Raw genomic sequence first — 14,201 nt, forward strand, 5'->3', positions numbered from 1 at the left:
GCGGTCAGCGTCTGCGGGCCGTCCAGCCGCCACCCACGCCGGCCACGTGCAGAGCCAGGCACATCAGGCCCAGCAGCATCACGTTCGTCGAAGAGAACACATCGTTGGTGCCGATCTCCGCCGCGTTGATCAGGAACGAGATGAAGAACAGCACTGCCGCGACTATGCCAAGCATGGAACGAGCTCCTCTCGAAGGGGTGAAGCCCGTATGCCCGGCCAACGTCCGGCCATACACGCCTGGTTCACCGAGCAACCACGGGCGGGAGGATGGGGTCCGCCCGGCGCACCCCGACCGGCTCCACGCGGCTCACGCCGTCACGCGAGGACGGTGCGCACCCCTTGCCCGTCGAGGATCTCCAGCACGGCGGCGAACACGTCGCACATCCTGCCCTGTTGCTCAGTGCGGGGTAGTCTCCGCAGCCCGTCCTGCGCCGGAGGTTTTCTCGAGCGCGCACGTGTTCGCGAGACTCGCCGCGCTCCGGTCGGCCGGCAGGGGGACCGTGTGGGACGCGGGGGGCTGCTTCGCCGAGGTCAGCCAGTCCTCCAGGATCCTCGTCGCCGTGTGGTGGCAGGGTGCGAGCGGGCGGAGGCGGTCCGGGTACGTGTCGGCCAGCGCGTCGGCGTGGGTGCCGCCCTCGATGCGGTAGTAGCGGTGCAGGTGCCCGCGGCCCGACGCGCGCACCATGCGGGCGTAGACGTCGGAGTCCCTGCTGATCGGCAGCAGGACGTCCAGCGTGCCGTGCAGGGTGACGAGCGGCTTGCCGATGCGTCCCGTCAGCCCGATCCGGTGCACGGCCTTCCGCACCTCGGCGGGCCGCGCCGCGTAGTCGTAGTCGGCGTCACAGGCCGGCGTCCCGGTGGTGCAGAACGGCGTTCCCGCCTCGGTCGGGCCGTCGTAGCCGGGGTCCAGTTCCTCGCGGTAGAGGCGCTGCGTCAGGTCCCAGTAGACGGTGTGGTGGTACTGCCACAGGAACTCCGACCCGGCCGGGAACCCGGCGGTGTGCAGGGCTGCGCGGGCCGCGTCCGCTCCCTCGCCGCCGGTCGCGTACACCGGGTGGTTGCGCAGCGTCGCGGGCAGGAAGTCCAGCAGCGTGGGCCCGTCCGGGTGCCACAGCGTGCCCTCCCAGTCCACGCCCCCGTCGTACAGCTCGGGGTGGTTCTCCAACTGCCAGCGGACGAGGTATCCGCCGTTGGAGATGCCGGTGACCAGCGTCTGCGACGGCGGCCGGCCGTAGCGCCGGGCGACGGTCGTCCGGGCGGCCCGGGTGAGCTGGGTGAGCCGGTGGTTCCATTCGACGATGGCGTCCCCCGGTCTCCTGCCGTCCCGGTGGAAGGCCAAGCCGGTGTTGCCCTTGTCGGTGGCGGCGTAGGCGTAGCCGCGGGAGAGGACGTGGTCCGCGATGGCGCGGTCGTTGGCGTACTGCTCACGGTTCCCGGGGGTGCCCGCCACCACCAGGCCGCCGTTCCAGCGGTCGGGCAGGCGCACGACGAACTGGGCGTCGTGGTTCCAGCCGTGGTTGGTGTTGGTGGTGGAGGTGTCGGGGAAGTAGCCGTCGATCTGGAGGCCGGGCACGCCCTCGGGTACGGCCAGGTCCTTGGGTGTCAGCCCCGCCCAGTCGGCCGGGTCGGTGTGTCCGGAGGCGACTGTGCCGGCGGTGGTCAACTCATCCAGGCAGGAAGCCTGTTGACGCTCCGCTCCGGGCACGCGCACCTTCTGCGGGTGGGCGCAGTGGCGGCCGCCCGGGTCCTTCGGGCTCACGGCAGTCGCAGGGCCGGCGAGGAGGACGAGGGCCGCCACCGCGAGGGCCGCCGGGAGGCCTCGCCGCCAAGAGCCGGAACGGGGCCGGGCGGGAGGACGGGGGTGGGGTCGGGGGTGAGGACGGGGGCGGACGGAGAGCTGCATGGGTGACGCCTCCACGATCACGTGCAGCGCCTGCGGGGCGCGTACATCGCTTACCAGGACCCGCGGGAGGCTAGGGCGTCCATGTGCCCGCTACCTATGGGGTGGCAGACCATCTTCCGGCGTCTGGTCATGGTTTGGGCCCCCACCCCGTTCCAGGGACGGGGGCGGGACGGCTCTCCCTCATCGCGCCGCCTACACGACGCGTCTTTCGACAGGCCATATAGCGCCGTCACACATGTTCGCGCCGACCATGGCCCCCGGGCCCATGTCCGCACCGACCGGCGCACCTCCACCATGCAGCCAGCACGGTGGCCGATCCCCCTACGGCACCGGCCACATGAGCGCTCCCCACCAGTTCCCTCCCGCCATGCTTCCGCACTCCCCCGCTCCCCCACCAGGAGGCCACCGTCATGGGACAGCCGCCCCCTCGCCCCGCGACCCCCCTCAGCCCGCGCCGCCGCAGCCTCGGCGCACGCGTCCGCCGCTGTGTCGCCGCCGCGGCCGGTGCTCTCGCACTGACCGCCGGCCTGATCACCGTGAGCCCTGCCGCCTCCGCCGCGAGCCTCACGCAGGTCACCGGCTTCGGCACCAACCCCGGCAACCTCTCCATGTACGCCTACGCCCCGGACGCGCTGCCGGCCGGCGCGCCCCTGGTGCTCGCCCTGCACGGCTGCACGCAGAGTGCCACCGACTACTACACGCACTCCGGCTGGCCCGAGTTCGCCGACGCGTACGGCTTCGCCCTGGTCCTCCCCCAGACCGGCAGCGCCAACAACGCCAACTCCTGCTTCAACTGGTTCGAGCCGGGCGACTCGGCGCGGGGCCAGGGCGAGGCGCTGTCGATCAGGCAGATGGTGGACAAGGCCGTCGCGCTGTACGGCAGCGATCCCCGGCGGGTGTACATCACCGGCCTGTCGGCGGGCGGCGGCATGACCGCGAACATGCTCGCCGCCTACCCGGACGTCTTCGCGGGCGGCGCCGTCGACTCCGGGCTGCCCGCGCGCTGCGCGACCAGTGTGTCGGCCGCGTACACCTGCATGTACAGCCCTCCGGACAGGACCCCCGCCCAGTGGGGTGACCTGGTGCGCTCCGCCGCCCCCGCCGGCACGGCCTCCTGGCCGCGCGTGGCGATCTGGCAGGGCACCGCCGACACCACCGTCCGGCCGGCCAACGCCACCGAGCTGCGCGACCAGTGGACGAACGTCTGGGGCATCGGGCAGACACCCTCCCGTACGGAGAGCCTCGGCGCGGGCACCACGCTGACTGTCTACGACGACCCCTCGGGCCGGCCTGCCGTCCAGGTCTACTCCGTCTCCGGCATGGCGCACGGTCTGGCGGTCGACCCGGGCAGCGGCCCGCAGCAGTGCGGCAGCACGGGCGCGTACTACCTCGACACCATCTGCTCCAGCTACCACACCGCCCGCTTCTGGGGACTCGGCGAGGACCAGGGCAGCGGATCCCTGCCCGCCCCGACGGGACTGTCCGTCACGGGAACCACCGACCACACCGTCTCCCTGAAGTGGAACGCGGTCGCCGGTGCGTCCTCGTACGCCGTCCACCGGGACGGCACCCGGGTCGGCACGGCCACGTCGACCGCGTACACCGACACGGGTCTGGCCACGGGCACGGGCTACGGCTACACCGTGGCGGCCGTGGACGCCTCGGGTGCCGTCGGCCGGCCCTCCCCGGGCGTCACGGCCACGACCTCGGGGTTCACGCCGACGTGCCATACCGCCGACAACTACGCGCACACGGCCGCCGGACGCGCCTACCAGAGCGGCGGCCACACCTACGCCAAGGGCTCGGGCCAGGCGATGGGGCTGTGGAACGCGTTCGTCACCCACACCCTCGAGCAGACGGCACCCGGCCACTACATCCTGGCCGACTCGGGCTGCTCCTCCTGACCCGCGAACCGCGCCCGTCCTGCCCGGCCGACCGGGCAGGACGGGCGCGACTGTGTCCCCCACATGTCCGCTGTGTGAAATGGGCAGGTTCCGCTGGTACGGCGGCGTCCGTCGTGGTTCTCTGAGCTCATGACCATGCTCGTGACCCGCCGCCACGTGGACTTCGTGCGTGTCACCGCCATGTGTTGTCCGCCCATGGTCTGACGGTCACGTCACCTCTCCCGAAGCGGCCCGGTCACCTCCTGACCCCGTCCGCGGCGCGCCGCCGTGCCGTGCCGCGCCGCCGTCGCGGGACCTCCGCACGTCCCCTCGCTGCCCCTCTCCTGACCTGCTTGCCTGCCCTGCCCTGCCCTGCCCTCGTATCTGGGAGCACCACCATGAGCCAGCCCATCGACTCCGTCACCGCAGGACACACACCCGCCGACGACACCGCCGGGTCCGACACGTCCGCGTGGTCCTTCGAGACCCGGCAGATCCACGCAGGTGCCGTGCCCGACCCGGTCACCGGGGCCCGGGCCACGCCGATCTACCAGACGACGTCGTTCGTCTTCCGGGACACCCGGCACGCCGCGGACCTGTTCTCGCTCGCCGAGCCGGGCAACATCTACACCCGGATCCACAACCCCACCCAGGACGTGTTCGAGCAGCGCATCGCCGCCCTGGAGGGCGGAGTCGCGGCGGTGGCGCTGTCCTCGGGGCAGGCGGCGGAGACGCTGGCGATTCTCACCCTGGCCGGCGCCGGCGACCACATCGTCTCCAGCACGTCCCTGTACGGCGGCACCTACAACCTGTTCCGGCACACCCTGCCCAGGTTCGGCATCGAGGTGTCCTTCGTGGACGACCCCGACGACGCCGACGCCTGGCGCCGTGCCGTCCGGCCGAACACCAAGGCGCTGTTCGCCGAGACCCTCGGCAACCCGCGCGGCAACGTGCTGGACGTACGGGCGGTCGCCGACGTGGCGCACGAGGCGGGCGTGCCGCTGATCGTGGACAACACCGTGCCCACCCCCTATCTGCTGCGGCCCCTCGAGCACGGGGCGGACATCGTCGTGCACTCGGCGACCAAGTTCCTCGGCGGGCACGGCACCGCCATCGCGGGCGTGGTGGTCGACGGCGGCACCTTCGACTTCGGTGCGCACCCCGAGCGGTTCCCGGACTTCACCGAGCCCGACCCGAGTTACCACGGCCTGCGGTACTGGCCGGCGCTCGGCCCGGGCGCCTTCGCCGTCAAGCTGCGCGTGCAGCTGCTGCGCGACCTCGGCCCCGCGCTCTCCCCCCACTCCGCCTTCCTGCTGCTGCAGGGCGTGGAGACGCTCAGCCTGCGCCTGGAGCGCCACTCGGCCAACGCGCAGGCCCTCGCGGAGTGGCTGGAGCAGCGCGACGAGGTCGCCGCGGTGCACTACCCGGGGCTGCCGTCCAACCGCTGGTACGAGGCGGGGCGGCGCTACCTGCCGCGCGGAGCCGGGGCGGTGCTGTCCTTCGAGCTGCGTGACGGCGTGGAGGCGGGCAAGCGGTTCGTGGACGCCGTGGAGCTGTTCAGCCACCTCGCCAACATCGGTGACGTGCGCAGCCTGATCATCCATCCGGCGTCGACGACGCACAGCCAGCTCGACGAGGGGCAGTTGGCGGCCACGGGTGCCTCACCCGGCCTGGTGCGCCTGTCGGTCGGCATCGAGAACCTGGCCGATCTCAAGGCGGATCTGGAGGCGGGCTTCCGCGCGGCGAAGGGCGCGTCCTGAGCACCGTCCTCACGCCGTCCGAGGTCCCCCTCCCGCCGGCCTCCGGGGCCTGGCGGGAGGGGGACCCGCCCGGGCGCCGGCAGTGGTACCGGCGCACCGCACCGCTGCCGTTGGAGGCGGGCGGTGAACTCCCGGGCGTGCGGCTCGCGTTCGAGAGCTGGGGGCGGCTGGCACCGGACCGGTCCAACGCGGTGCTCGTCCTGCACGCCCTGACCGGTGACAGCCACGTGGCCGGCCCGGCCGGACCCGGGCACCCCACGGCCGGCTGGTGGGACGGGCTGGTGGGGCCGGGGCGGGCGCTGGACACCGACCGCTTCTTCGTCGTGGCGCCGAACGTGCTCGGGGGCTGTCAGGGCAGCACCGGACCGTCGTCCGTGTCGCCCGGCGGGCGCCGCTGGGGCGGTGCGTTCCCGTTCCTGACCCAGCGGGACCAGGTGGCGGCCGAGGCCGGTCTGGCGGACCTGCTGGGTGTCGACCGCTGGGCGCTCGTGGTCGGCGGTTCGATGGGCGGGATGCGCGCGCTGGAGTGGGCGGTGTCCCACCCGGAGCGGACCGGGGCCCTGCTGCTGCTCGCCACCACGGCCGCCGCGAGCGCGGAGCAGATCGCCTGGGCGAACATCCAGGTGCACGCCGTGCGCAGCGACCCGTACTGGCGCGGCGGCGACTACCACGACGCCGCCGCCGGGCTCGGTCCGCACACCGGGCTGGGTCTCGCCCGGCGTCTCGCGCACGTCACCTACCGCAGCGAACCGGAGCTCCAGGCCCGCTTCGGCCGCGCGCCGCAGGGCGCCGAGGACCCCTGGCGCGGTGGCCGCTACCAGGTGGAGTCCTATCTCGACCACCACGCCGACAAGCTCGTGCGCCGCTTCGACGCGGGCAGTTACGTCACGCTCGCGCAGGCGATGAACAGCCACGACGTGGGACGCGGCCGGGGCGGTGTGCGGGCCGCCCTGAGCCGGGTGACCGCACCCGCCCTGGTCGCCGGGGTCGACTCCGACCGGCTCTACCCGCTGTCCCAGCAGGCGGAGCTGGCCGCCGGGCTGCCCGGGGCGGACCGTGTGCGGGTGGTCGAATCACCGTACGGGCACGACGGGTTCCTCATCGAGGTGGAGCAGGTCGCCGCGCTCGTGGCCGAGTTGACGAGCTGATCCGCTCCGCGCCAGCGGACACGCGGACCTACGGGGTGCCGGAAGGCGCGCCGCACTCGGGTGCGGTCACCTCACCCCGCCCGCTCCGTCCGCCCCCGCGTGAAGGCGGCCCAGTCGACGATCTGCACCGCCGACCCCGCCGCCTCCCGGCCCCGGCAGTGGGCGTGGTGCCGGCGCGCGATGCCGTCCAGGTCGAGGTGCGGGCCGAAGGCCGGACGGGCCGCGAGGCGTCGCGCGTATGCCCACAGCGTGGAACGGCCGGTGATCCGGTGCACCGCGGAGGCGTCCAGATGGTGCCGGTGCACGGTGTCGAGCTGCACCAGCGTCACCCACAGGTGGACGTCGGCCAGGGTGAGTTCGGCTCCGAGCAGGTGGTCCCGGGCGGCCAGCCGCGACTCCAGCAGATCCAGGGTGTCCAGCAGCGTGGTCAGGGCCGCGTCCCGTTCCGCCGCTGCGGCCTCGGCGCGCCCGGCGCGTTGGGCGGCCGCCGTGATGCCCTGGTCGCAGAGCCGGGCCACGGCCTCGATCTCCTCCTCCGCGCCGCGCGGGACGAGGTCGGGTCCGTCGCCGCCGAAGCGCCGGGCCATGTCACGCAGGATGCCGGGGGTGTGCGTGCTGACGATCGTCCCGGTCCAGCTGTCGCTGAGCACCGGAGCGACGGCCGGTCCGGGGTGCTGGTGCGAACTGGCCTCGTACAGGGGACGCAGGGCGGTGTGCCCGCCGTCGGGTGTGTCGGGTACCGCGGGGAGCAGCGTCACCGGCAGGGCGTCCTCGAGGCCGAGGAGGCTGTGGGTGACGGCGATGCGCAGGCAGTGCGGACAGGACGGCGACAGGTGGAGCCGGTAGCGGTGCGGCGCGGCGTAGTACCCGCTGCGCGCGTCGCAGCCGATCCGGCCGCGGAAGGACGGCACGGCGGTCGGGGCTGATGCGGACATGCGTCTCCCTGGGGTGCTCGGTCACAGGCGTACGGGCACGAACGGCCCGGTGTACAGGCACGAGAGGCGGCGGCACGCGGCGGCATCGGCGCGGCCGGACGGGATCCTCGGGACGGAGGGATCAGACGGGGACGGAACCGCCGTCGCCCGGGGAACCGGCCGCGCTGCACACCCGCAGGAGATCGATGTGGCGGCGGGACGTCAGCAAGGGGGACCGCCGGAGGGCGAGGAGGGCTGCGTCGGAGCCGCGTGCCCGGCCGGCACGATCCATGATTGCCCTACCTTTTCACTAGGGTTCCCGTCATGGAGTCTCGGACCGTATGCGCCTCTCGTCAAGAGGGCCGTCCGGCCGGGGCCCTGCCGTCTCGCCCGGCGGCACGGACGCCCGGCCCCGAGCGGGGGCAGGGCCCCTTCGCCGAATCGGCAGGCCTCCCCCGGGTGCCGGCATCCGGGCAGGACGCCGGTCACCCGGTGGCCGCCAGCACGGTCGTACGGCCGCCGAGCGCGGCGGAGAACTGGTCGGTGACCTGGGCCAGGGCCTCGGCCGAGCCGGGCGCGACGGTCAGGGTGCCGTCCTCCGCGGTGGTGAGGTCCTTGTCGAGGGTGAACCAGCCCGGGACGATGTGCGTCGCACCCATGGAGCTGAGGACGGGGCGCAGGGCGTAGTCGATGGCCAGGACATGGGCGGTGGAGCCACCGGTGGCCAGCGGGAGGATCGTCTTGCCGGCCAGGGCGAACTGCGGGAGCAGGTCGAGCAGCGCCTTCAGCAGCCCGGAGTAGGCGGCCTTGTAGACGGGGGTGCCGACGACGAGCCCGTCCGCCTGCGCGACCAGGGCCGTGGCCCGGACGATGGCGGGGTGCCGGAAGTCCGCGCCGAGCAGGGCCTCGGCCGGGACGGTGCGGACGTCGAAGGGGATCACCCGGTGTCCCTGCGCGATCAGCCGCTGGTCGAGGTGGCGCAGCAGACGGGCGGTGCGGGACGTGGCGGAGGGGCTGCCGGAGACGGAGAGGATGGTGGCCATGGTCGGGGGTCCTTTCGGAAGTACCGGGTGTGCTGGGGCAGTTCGCCCATGAGGGCATGGCGGCCGCCTGTGCGGGTCGCCTACTTGCCGGTCCTGGGCAGGCCGGGCGGGTTGATCCGCGAGGTGGTGACGGCCTCGTCGGACAGGCCCCAGCGCTCGAGCACCTTGGCGTAGGTGCCGTTGTCGATGAGGTGGTCGATGGCGTCGGCGAGCGGCTCGACGAGGCCGCTGTCCTTCTTGGTGGTGGCGGCGATGAGCCCTTGGAGACCGGCGCCCGCGCCGGAGTGGGTGCCGACGACCTCGGTCGTGCCGGTGGTGGCCGCGCGGTGGGCGACGGTCGGGTTGGGCCCCAGGTAGAGGTCGATGCGGCCGGACTGAAGGGCGAGTCGGGTGTCGCTGTCGTTCTGGTAGTAGGCGATGTCCACCGGTTCGCGGCCGGCCTTCTCGTTCTCCTCGCTCCACTCGATCAGGAGCTTCTCCTGGTTGGTGCCGCTGCTGACGGCGACGGTCAGGCCCGCCACGTCCGCGGGGCCGGTCACCTTCAGGCCGCTGCCCTTCTTCGCCTCGAAGCCCAGGTTGTCCTCGCGGTAGGTGGCGAAGTCGTACTTCTCCTTGCGTTCCTCGGTGACGGTGATGTTGCTGAATGCGGCGTCGTACTTGGCGCTGTCGAGGCCGACGAAGATGTTCTCCCAGGACACGGTGGTGATGTGCGGCTTGAGGCCGAGGACGTCGGCGACGAGGTGGGCGAGGTCGGGTTCCACGCCGATGACGGTCCGGTTGTCGGTGGCGTAGAAGGTCAGCGGGGCCGCGGAGCCCGCGGCCGCCACGAGCTCCAGGGTCCCTCTCTTGCGGATGCGCTCCGGGACGCGGGCGGCGATGGCGTCGACCTCGGCGGTCGTGACGCGCTTCCGGTCGGGACTGGTGTCGATCTTCGTCGTGCCGCCGGAGGTGGCCGCGACCTCGGTCGTGCCGCCCTCGTCGGGATCGGCGCAGCCGGCGAGGACGAGGGCGGCGGCGAGGCCGAGTGCTGCGACGGCGGTCGTGCGGCGTGCGGTGGGGGCGGTGGTCACGGCGGTGCTCCTTGCGTGCGGGGACGAGGGTCGGGGACGGCATGCGGAGCGGCGCGGCTCACAGGACCTTGGAGAGGAAGGCGCGGGTGCGCGCGTGCTGCGGGGCGTCGAGGACGGCCGAGGGCGGGCCCTGCTCCACGACGACACCGCCGTCCATGAAGACGACGGTGTCGGCGACCTCGCGGGCGAAGCCGATCTCGTGGGTGACGACGATCATGGTCGTGCCGGTGCGGGCCAGGTCCTTGATGACGTCGAGGACCTCGCCGACCAGTTCCGGGTCGAGGGCCGAGGTGGGCTCGTCGAAGAGCAGCACCTTGGGTTCGAGGGCGAGCGCGCGGGCGATGGCGACGCGCTGCTGCTGGCCGCCGGACAGCTGCCTCGGGTAGGCGTCGGCCTTGTCGGCGAGCCCGACCCGGTCGAGCAGCCGACGGGCCGTCTCCTCCGCCCGGCGGCGGGGGCGGCGCAGCGCGGAGACCGGGGCCTCGATCAGGTTCTCCAGCACGTTCAGGTGGGGGAAGAGGTTGAAGTTCTGGAAGACGAACCCGATGTGGGTGCGCTGCTTCAGGACGTCCTTCTCCTTCAGTTCGTGCAGCCGGTTCCCCGAGCGGCGGTAGCCGATGAGTTCGCCGTCGATGGTGATCCAGCCGCGGCTGACCTTCTCCAGGTGGTTGATGGTGCGCAGCAGGGTGGACTTGCCGGAGCCGGACGGGCCGAGGACGACGGTGACCTCGCCGGCCCGGACCTGAAGGTCGACGCCGCGCAGCACCTCCAGCGGGCCGAAGCTCTTGTGGACGCCGTGCACGTCCACCATGACCTCGCTCATCGGCTTCCTCCCAGGGGTCCGAGGGTGTTCAGCGGTACGACGGGCTGCTCGGGCCGGGCTGCTGCCACGCGCAGGGCCCGCACCAGGCGCCGGGCGCGCTGGAGGGGGGTGGGGGGCGGGGTGCGGTCGCTGCCGCGGGCGTAGTGGCGTTCGACGTAGTACTGGGCGACCGACAGCAGGGTGGTCAGCAGCACGTACCAGGCGGTGGCGACCAGCAGCAGCGGGATGACCCGGCCGTTGCGGCCGTAGACGACCTGGACCTGGTAGAAGAGTTCGCCGATGGACATCACGTAGACGACCGAGGTGCCTTTCAGCAGGCCGATGATCTCGTTGCCGGCGGTGGGCAGGATGGCGCGCATGGCCTGGGGCAGGACGATGCGCCGGATCTGCCGGAACCGGGGGACGCCGAGCGCGGCGGCGGCCTCCAGCTGGCCGGGGTCGACGGAGATGACGCCGCCGCGGACGATCTCGGCGGCGTAGGCCGCCTGATGGAGTGTCAGGCCGATGACGGCGGCGCCGATGGTGCCGATGAGGCTGTTGCTGTCGACCGACCAGAACACCGGGCCGAAGGGGATCCCGACGCCCAACTCCCGGTACAGGGCGCTCAGGTTGAACCAGAACACCAGCTGCACGATCATCGGGATCGACCGGAAGACCCAGATGTACGTCCAGGCGACGGTCTGCAGCACCGGGCTGCGGGACAGCCGCATGAAGGCCAGGACGGTGCCCAGGAGGAAGCCCAGGACGGTGGCGTAGGCGGTCAGTTGGAGGGTGACCCAGACCGCCTCGACGATCGTCTCGGACAGGACGTAGTCGCGGAAGACGCCCCACTCCCACACGGGGTTGGTGGCCAGTCCGTGCACGAACTGGGCGACCAGCACGATCACGGCTGCGGCCGCCGCCCAGCGGCCGTAGTGGCGGGCCGGGACGACCTTGAGGGAGGCCGGCCCGTCCGGGACGGCGGGCGGGTCGGGGCGGGTGTCCGCTGCGGCCGTGCCGGAGGGCGCGGCGCCGGTGGTGGATGCCATCGTGGTGTTCCTGCTCGGCTTCTAGGGGTGCTCGGGCGGGTTGATGCGCGAGGTCTCGATCGCGGAGGCGGACGTGCCCCACTTGCGGAGGATCCGCGCGTAGGTGCCGTCCGCGATCAGCTCGTCGACGGCGGCCCGGAAGGCCTTGGTGAGGGGCGAGCCCTTCTTGAAGGCGAAGCCGACGTCGAGGCGGCGGTACTCGCCGAGGAACGTGGTCCGCGAGGCGGCGCGGGACGCCTGGTGGCGCAGGCCGTTGATGGTCGACATGACGACGTCGATGCGGCCCTGCTGGAGCGCGGTGAGCGTCGCCGCGTTCTCCGAGTAGACCTTCACGTCGTACGGCTTTTTGCCGGCCGCGGCGCACACGCCCTTGCGGGCGGTGAGCGTCGTCTCGAAGGTGGTGCCGGCGCCGGTGCCGATGGTCAGCCCGCACAGCTGGGTCAGGTCGGTCACCTTGCGGATCTCCGTGTTGCCCTTCCTCACCGCGAAGCCCTGGCCGTCGTTGATGTACGTGACGAAGTCGATGGTCTTCAGGCGCTCGGTGGTGACGCCGAAGTTGCCCGTGCCGACGTCGTACTTGCCGCTGCCGAGGGCGGGCAGGATCGTCTCGAAGGAGGCGTCCTGGCGGTGCAGCCGCAGTCCGAGGACCTTGGCGACCGCGTCGGCGAGGTCGATGTCCTGCCCTGCCGGGGCCTTGTCCGGGCCGTTCGGGTAGTACGCGCCCGGCGGGAGGCCGACCGAGCTGCCGACCCGCAGGGTGCCCGACCGGCGGACGTCGGCCGGCAGCAGCGCGGCGACGGAGGCCACCTCGCGTACGGCGGCGACCGGGTCACCGGCGGGCGCGGGTGAGGTCTGCGCGCCGGCCGCGGCGGTGTTGCCGGAGCCGCAGGCGGTCAGCCCCAGCAGCGGCAGGAGCGCGAGGGCCGTGGCGCTGCGCAGGCGGCCTCGGGTGCCGGGGAGCTTCACAGGTCCGTGGCCTTTCCGGTGGGCGGGACGGGAGGGAGGTGCTTCTCGAAGGGCAGCGGGCCGATGGTCTCCGGGTCGGCCGCGGTGTCGAACAGGGGTGTGTAGCCCGTGGCGAGGTACAGGGCGCGGGCCTCGGGCTGGCGGGGCCCGGTGGTCAGGAAGATCCGCCGGTAGCCCCGTGCGCCCGCCTCGTGTTCCAGTTCGCCGAGCACCCGGCGGGCGAGTCCGCGCCGGCGGTGCGCGGAGTGCGTCCAGATCCGTTTCAGCTCGGCCGTGGTGGCGTCGTGGCGGCGGAAGGCACCGCCGGCCACGGGAGCGCCGTGCTCCAGCAGCAGCAGGAGCAGGCCGCCGTGCGGCGGGGTGAACTCCTCGTCGGGGTAGCGGGCGATCTCGGCGTGCGCGTCCTTGCCGTACCGCGTCGCGTACTCGTGACCCAGTTCGCGCAGCAGGGGTCTCACCCGCGGGTCGGAGACGGGGACGTGAACGACGGCCGGCTGCGCCGCCCGGGGCGGCACGGGGGCTGCCGAGGTCATGCGCCCACCACCGCCCCGGCCCGGTCCTCGCGCGCGGCCCGCTCGGCGTCGCGCCTGGCGACCTCCTCACGGACGAGGGGGATCACGTACCGGCCGAAGTCGATGGCGTCGTCCAGCAGGTCGTAGCCGCGCGCGGAGAGGATGTCGACCCCGAGGTCGTAGTAGTCGAGCAGCGCCTGTGCCACGGTCTCGGGGGTGCCGACCAGGGCGTTGGAGTTGCCGGCGCCGCCGGTCGCCGCGGCGGTCGGGGTCCACAGGGCGCGGTCGTAGCGCTCGCCTTGCTCCGCGATGGCGATCAGCCGCTGCGAACCGGTGTTCTGCGGGGCGCCGACGCGCCGGCGCCGTGCGGGCCCGGCCGCGCCCTGCTCCCGGATGGCACCGAGCGTGCGGTGGGCCTTCTCCCAGGCCAGTTCCTCGGTCGGGGCGATGATGGGCCGGAACGCCACCTGGATGCGCGGGACGTCGGTACGTCCGGCCGCCTTCGCTGCGGCCTTCACGTGCTCGATCTGCTCGGCGGTTCGCGCCAGGGGCTCGCCCCACAGGCAGTAGATGTCGGCCTCGGCGCCGCCGGCGGCGAGGGCGGCGGGCGAGGAGCCGCCGAAGGACACGCCCGGGCGGGGCTGTTGGGCCGGGAAGACGTCACTGACGAAGTCGTGGAAGCGGTAGTGCTCGCCCTCGTGGTCGAAGGGCTCGTGCGTGGTCCAGATCTTCTTGACGATCCGGATGTACTCGCGGGTGCGGGCGTAGCGCTCGTCCTTGGTGAGGGTGTCGCCCTCGCGGCCCTGTTCGTGGTCGTTGCCGCCGGTGATGAAGTGCACGGTCAGCCGGCCCTCGCTGATCTGGTCGAGGGTGGCGAAGGTCTTCGCGGCGAACGTCGGGTACGACACGTTGGGCCGGTGCGCGAGCAGGATCTGCAACCGGTCCAGGCGGCTCGCGATGTACGCGGCGGCCGGCGCCGGATCGGGCGAACCGGACCCGTAGGCGAACAGCACGCGGTCCCAGCCGTGCTCCTCGTGGGCCCGGGCGAGGCGGAGGGTGTAGTCCTTGTCGAAGGCCGCGCCGGAGCGCGGGGTGGTTTCGGAGCCGTCGTTGGTGGCGGCGATGCCGAGGAACTCCACGGGCATGGGAAG

14 protein-coding genes are annotated in these 14,201 nt (G+C 72.9%); 3 read left to right on the forward strand and 11 right to left on the reverse strand.

The genetic code is table 11. From position 1 onward, the window contains the following. Nucleotides 1–4 precede the first annotated feature (4 nt). A complete protein-coding gene (locus tag ACH4C6_RS06275) occupies nucleotides 5–175 on the reverse strand; it encodes a hypothetical protein (RefSeq protein WP_333933081.1) in 171 nt (56 codons plus the stop codon). A 222-nt stretch (nucleotides 176–397) separates the two neighbouring features. Beyond that, a complete protein-coding gene (locus tag ACH4C6_RS06280) occupies nucleotides 398–1,903 on the reverse strand; it encodes a tannase/feruloyl esterase family alpha/beta hydrolase (RefSeq protein WP_398107344.1) in 1,506 nt (501 codons plus the stop codon). Between the two features lie 410 nt (nucleotides 1,904–2,313). On the opposite strand from ACH4C6_RS06280, the gene ACH4C6_RS06285 reads away from it, so the two are divergent. The 3 genes from ACH4C6_RS06285 to ACH4C6_RS06295 all read left to right on the forward strand — a co-directional run bounded on the left by ACH4C6_RS06285 (nucleotide 2,314) and on the right by ACH4C6_RS06295 (nucleotide 6,694). Continuing rightward, complete coding sequence (locus ACH4C6_RS06285; protein ID WP_398107345.1) at nucleotides 2,314–3,807, forward strand: PHB depolymerase family esterase; 1,494 nt, start codon at nucleotides 2,314–2,316, stop codon at nucleotides 3,805–3,807. Nucleotides 3,808–4,184: 377 nt separating this feature from the next. Next, complete coding sequence (locus ACH4C6_RS06290) at nucleotides 4,185–5,546, forward strand: bifunctional o-acetylhomoserine/o-acetylserine sulfhydrylase (RefSeq protein ID WP_398107346.1); 1,362 nt, start codon at nucleotides 4,185–4,187, stop codon at nucleotides 5,544–5,546. After that, a complete protein-coding gene (locus ACH4C6_RS06295; RefSeq protein ID WP_398107928.1) occupies nucleotides 5,543–6,694 on the forward strand; it encodes a homoserine O-acetyltransferase in 1,152 nt (383 codons plus the stop codon). Before ACH4C6_RS06290 ends, ACH4C6_RS06295 begins: the two co-directional genes overlap by 4 nt. Nucleotides 6,695–6,765: 71 nt before the next feature. On the opposite strand, the gene ACH4C6_RS06300 is transcribed toward ACH4C6_RS06295, so the two are convergent. The 9 genes from ACH4C6_RS06300 to ACH4C6_RS06340 all read right to left on the reverse strand — a co-directional run bounded on the left by ACH4C6_RS06300 (nucleotide 6,766) and on the right by ACH4C6_RS06340 (nucleotide 14,195). Next, entirely contained in the window at nucleotides 6,766–7,629 is an 864-nt protein-coding gene (locus ACH4C6_RS06300; RefSeq protein ID WP_398107347.1) for a glutathione S-transferase C-terminal domain-containing protein, read from the reverse strand. Nucleotides 7,630–7,750: 121 nt separating this feature from the next. Further along, complete coding sequence (locus ACH4C6_RS06305) at nucleotides 7,751–7,900, reverse strand: hypothetical protein (protein ID WP_398107348.1); 150 nt, start codon at nucleotides 7,898–7,900, stop codon at nucleotides 7,751–7,753. A gap of 193 nt (nucleotides 7,901–8,093) precedes the next feature. Then, nucleotides 8,094–8,651 (reverse strand): NADPH-dependent FMN reductase, encoded by a 558-nt coding sequence (ssuE, locus tag ACH4C6_RS06310; RefSeq protein ID WP_398107349.1) that lies wholly within the window; start codon nucleotides 8,649–8,651, stop codon nucleotides 8,094–8,096. An 80-nt stretch (nucleotides 8,652–8,731) separates the two neighbouring features. Continuing rightward, nucleotides 8,732–9,721, reverse strand: a complete 990-nt coding sequence (locus ACH4C6_RS06315) for an ABC transporter substrate-binding protein (RefSeq protein ID WP_398107350.1) — start codon at nucleotides 9,719–9,721, stop codon at nucleotides 8,732–8,734. Nucleotides 9,722–9,779: 58 nt separating this feature from the next. Continuing rightward, nucleotides 9,780–10,544, reverse strand: a complete 765-nt coding sequence (locus ACH4C6_RS06320; protein WP_398107351.1) for an amino acid ABC transporter ATP-binding protein — start codon at nucleotides 10,542–10,544, stop codon at nucleotides 9,780–9,782. Then, nucleotides 10,541–11,572 carry an amino acid ABC transporter permease gene (locus tag ACH4C6_RS06325; RefSeq protein WP_398107352.1) on the reverse strand — a complete coding sequence of 344 codons (1,032 nt, stop codon included), beginning with the start codon at nucleotides 11,570–11,572 and terminating at the stop codon, nucleotides 10,541–10,543. Before ACH4C6_RS06325 ends, ACH4C6_RS06320 begins: the two co-directional genes overlap by 4 nt. 21 nt (nucleotides 11,573–11,593) lie before the next feature. After that, nucleotides 11,594–12,538, reverse strand: a complete 945-nt coding sequence (locus tag ACH4C6_RS06330; protein WP_398107353.1) for an ABC transporter substrate-binding protein — start codon at nucleotides 12,536–12,538, stop codon at nucleotides 11,594–11,596. After that, nucleotides 12,535–13,071, reverse strand: coding sequence for a GNAT family N-acetyltransferase (locus ACH4C6_RS06335; RefSeq protein WP_398107354.1), 537 nt, complete (start codon nucleotides 13,069–13,071; stop codon nucleotides 12,535–12,537). The genes ACH4C6_RS06330 and ACH4C6_RS06335 overlap by 4 nt, the downstream gene beginning before the upstream one ends. Beyond that, entirely contained in the window at nucleotides 13,068–14,195 is a 1,128-nt protein-coding gene (locus tag ACH4C6_RS06340; protein WP_398107355.1) for an LLM class flavin-dependent oxidoreductase, read from the reverse strand. The genes ACH4C6_RS06335 and ACH4C6_RS06340 overlap by 4 nt, the downstream gene beginning before the upstream one ends. Nucleotides 14,196–14,201 lie beyond the last annotated feature (6 nt).

The sequence above is a fragment of the Streptomyces sp. NPDC017943 genome (genome assembly GCF_044328425.1).
GTDB lineage: Bacteria > Actinomycetota > Actinomycetes > Streptomycetales > Streptomycetaceae > Streptomyces > Streptomyces djakartensis_A.

Bases quoted from the DNA above. Each gene is read 5' to 3' on its own strand.
- ACH4C6_RS06275 (WP_333933081.1), bottom strand. From the start codon at position 175: ATGCTTGGCATAGTCGCGGCAGTGCTGTTCTTCATCTCGTTCCTGATC.
- ACH4C6_RS06280 (WP_398107344.1), bottom strand. From the start codon at position 1,903: ATGCAGCTCTCCGTCCGCCCCCGTCCTCACCCCCGACCCCACCCCCGT.
- ACH4C6_RS06285 (WP_398107345.1), top strand. From the start codon at position 2,314: ATGGGACAGCCGCCCCCTCGCCCCGCGACCCCCCTCAGCCCGCGCCGC.
- ACH4C6_RS06290 (WP_398107346.1), top strand. From the start codon at position 4,185: ATGAGCCAGCCCATCGACTCCGTCACCGCAGGACACACACCCGCCGAC.
- ACH4C6_RS06300 (WP_398107347.1), bottom strand. From the start codon at position 7,629: ATGTCCGCATCAGCCCCGACCGCCGTGCCGTCCTTCCGCGGCCGGATC.
- ACH4C6_RS06305 (WP_398107348.1), bottom strand. From the start codon at position 7,900: ATGGATCGTGCCGGCCGGGCACGCGGCTCCGACGCAGCCCTCCTCGCC.
- ssuE (WP_398107349.1), bottom strand. From the start codon at position 8,651: ATGGCCACCATCCTCTCCGTCTCCGGCAGCCCCTCCGCCACGTCCCGC.
- ACH4C6_RS06320 (WP_398107351.1), bottom strand. From the start codon at position 10,544: ATGAGCGAGGTCATGGTGGACGTGCACGGCGTCCACAAGAGCTTCGGC.
- ACH4C6_RS06325 (WP_398107352.1), bottom strand. From the start codon at position 11,572: ATGGCATCCACCACCGGCGCCGCGCCCTCCGGCACGGCCGCAGCGGAC.
- ACH4C6_RS06335 (WP_398107354.1), bottom strand. From the start codon at position 13,071: ATGACCTCGGCAGCCCCCGTGCCGCCCCGGGCGGCGCAGCCGGCCGTC.
- ACH4C6_RS06340 (WP_398107355.1), bottom strand. From the start codon at position 14,195: ATGCCCGTGGAGTTCCTCGGCATCGCCGCCACCAACGACGGCTCCGAA.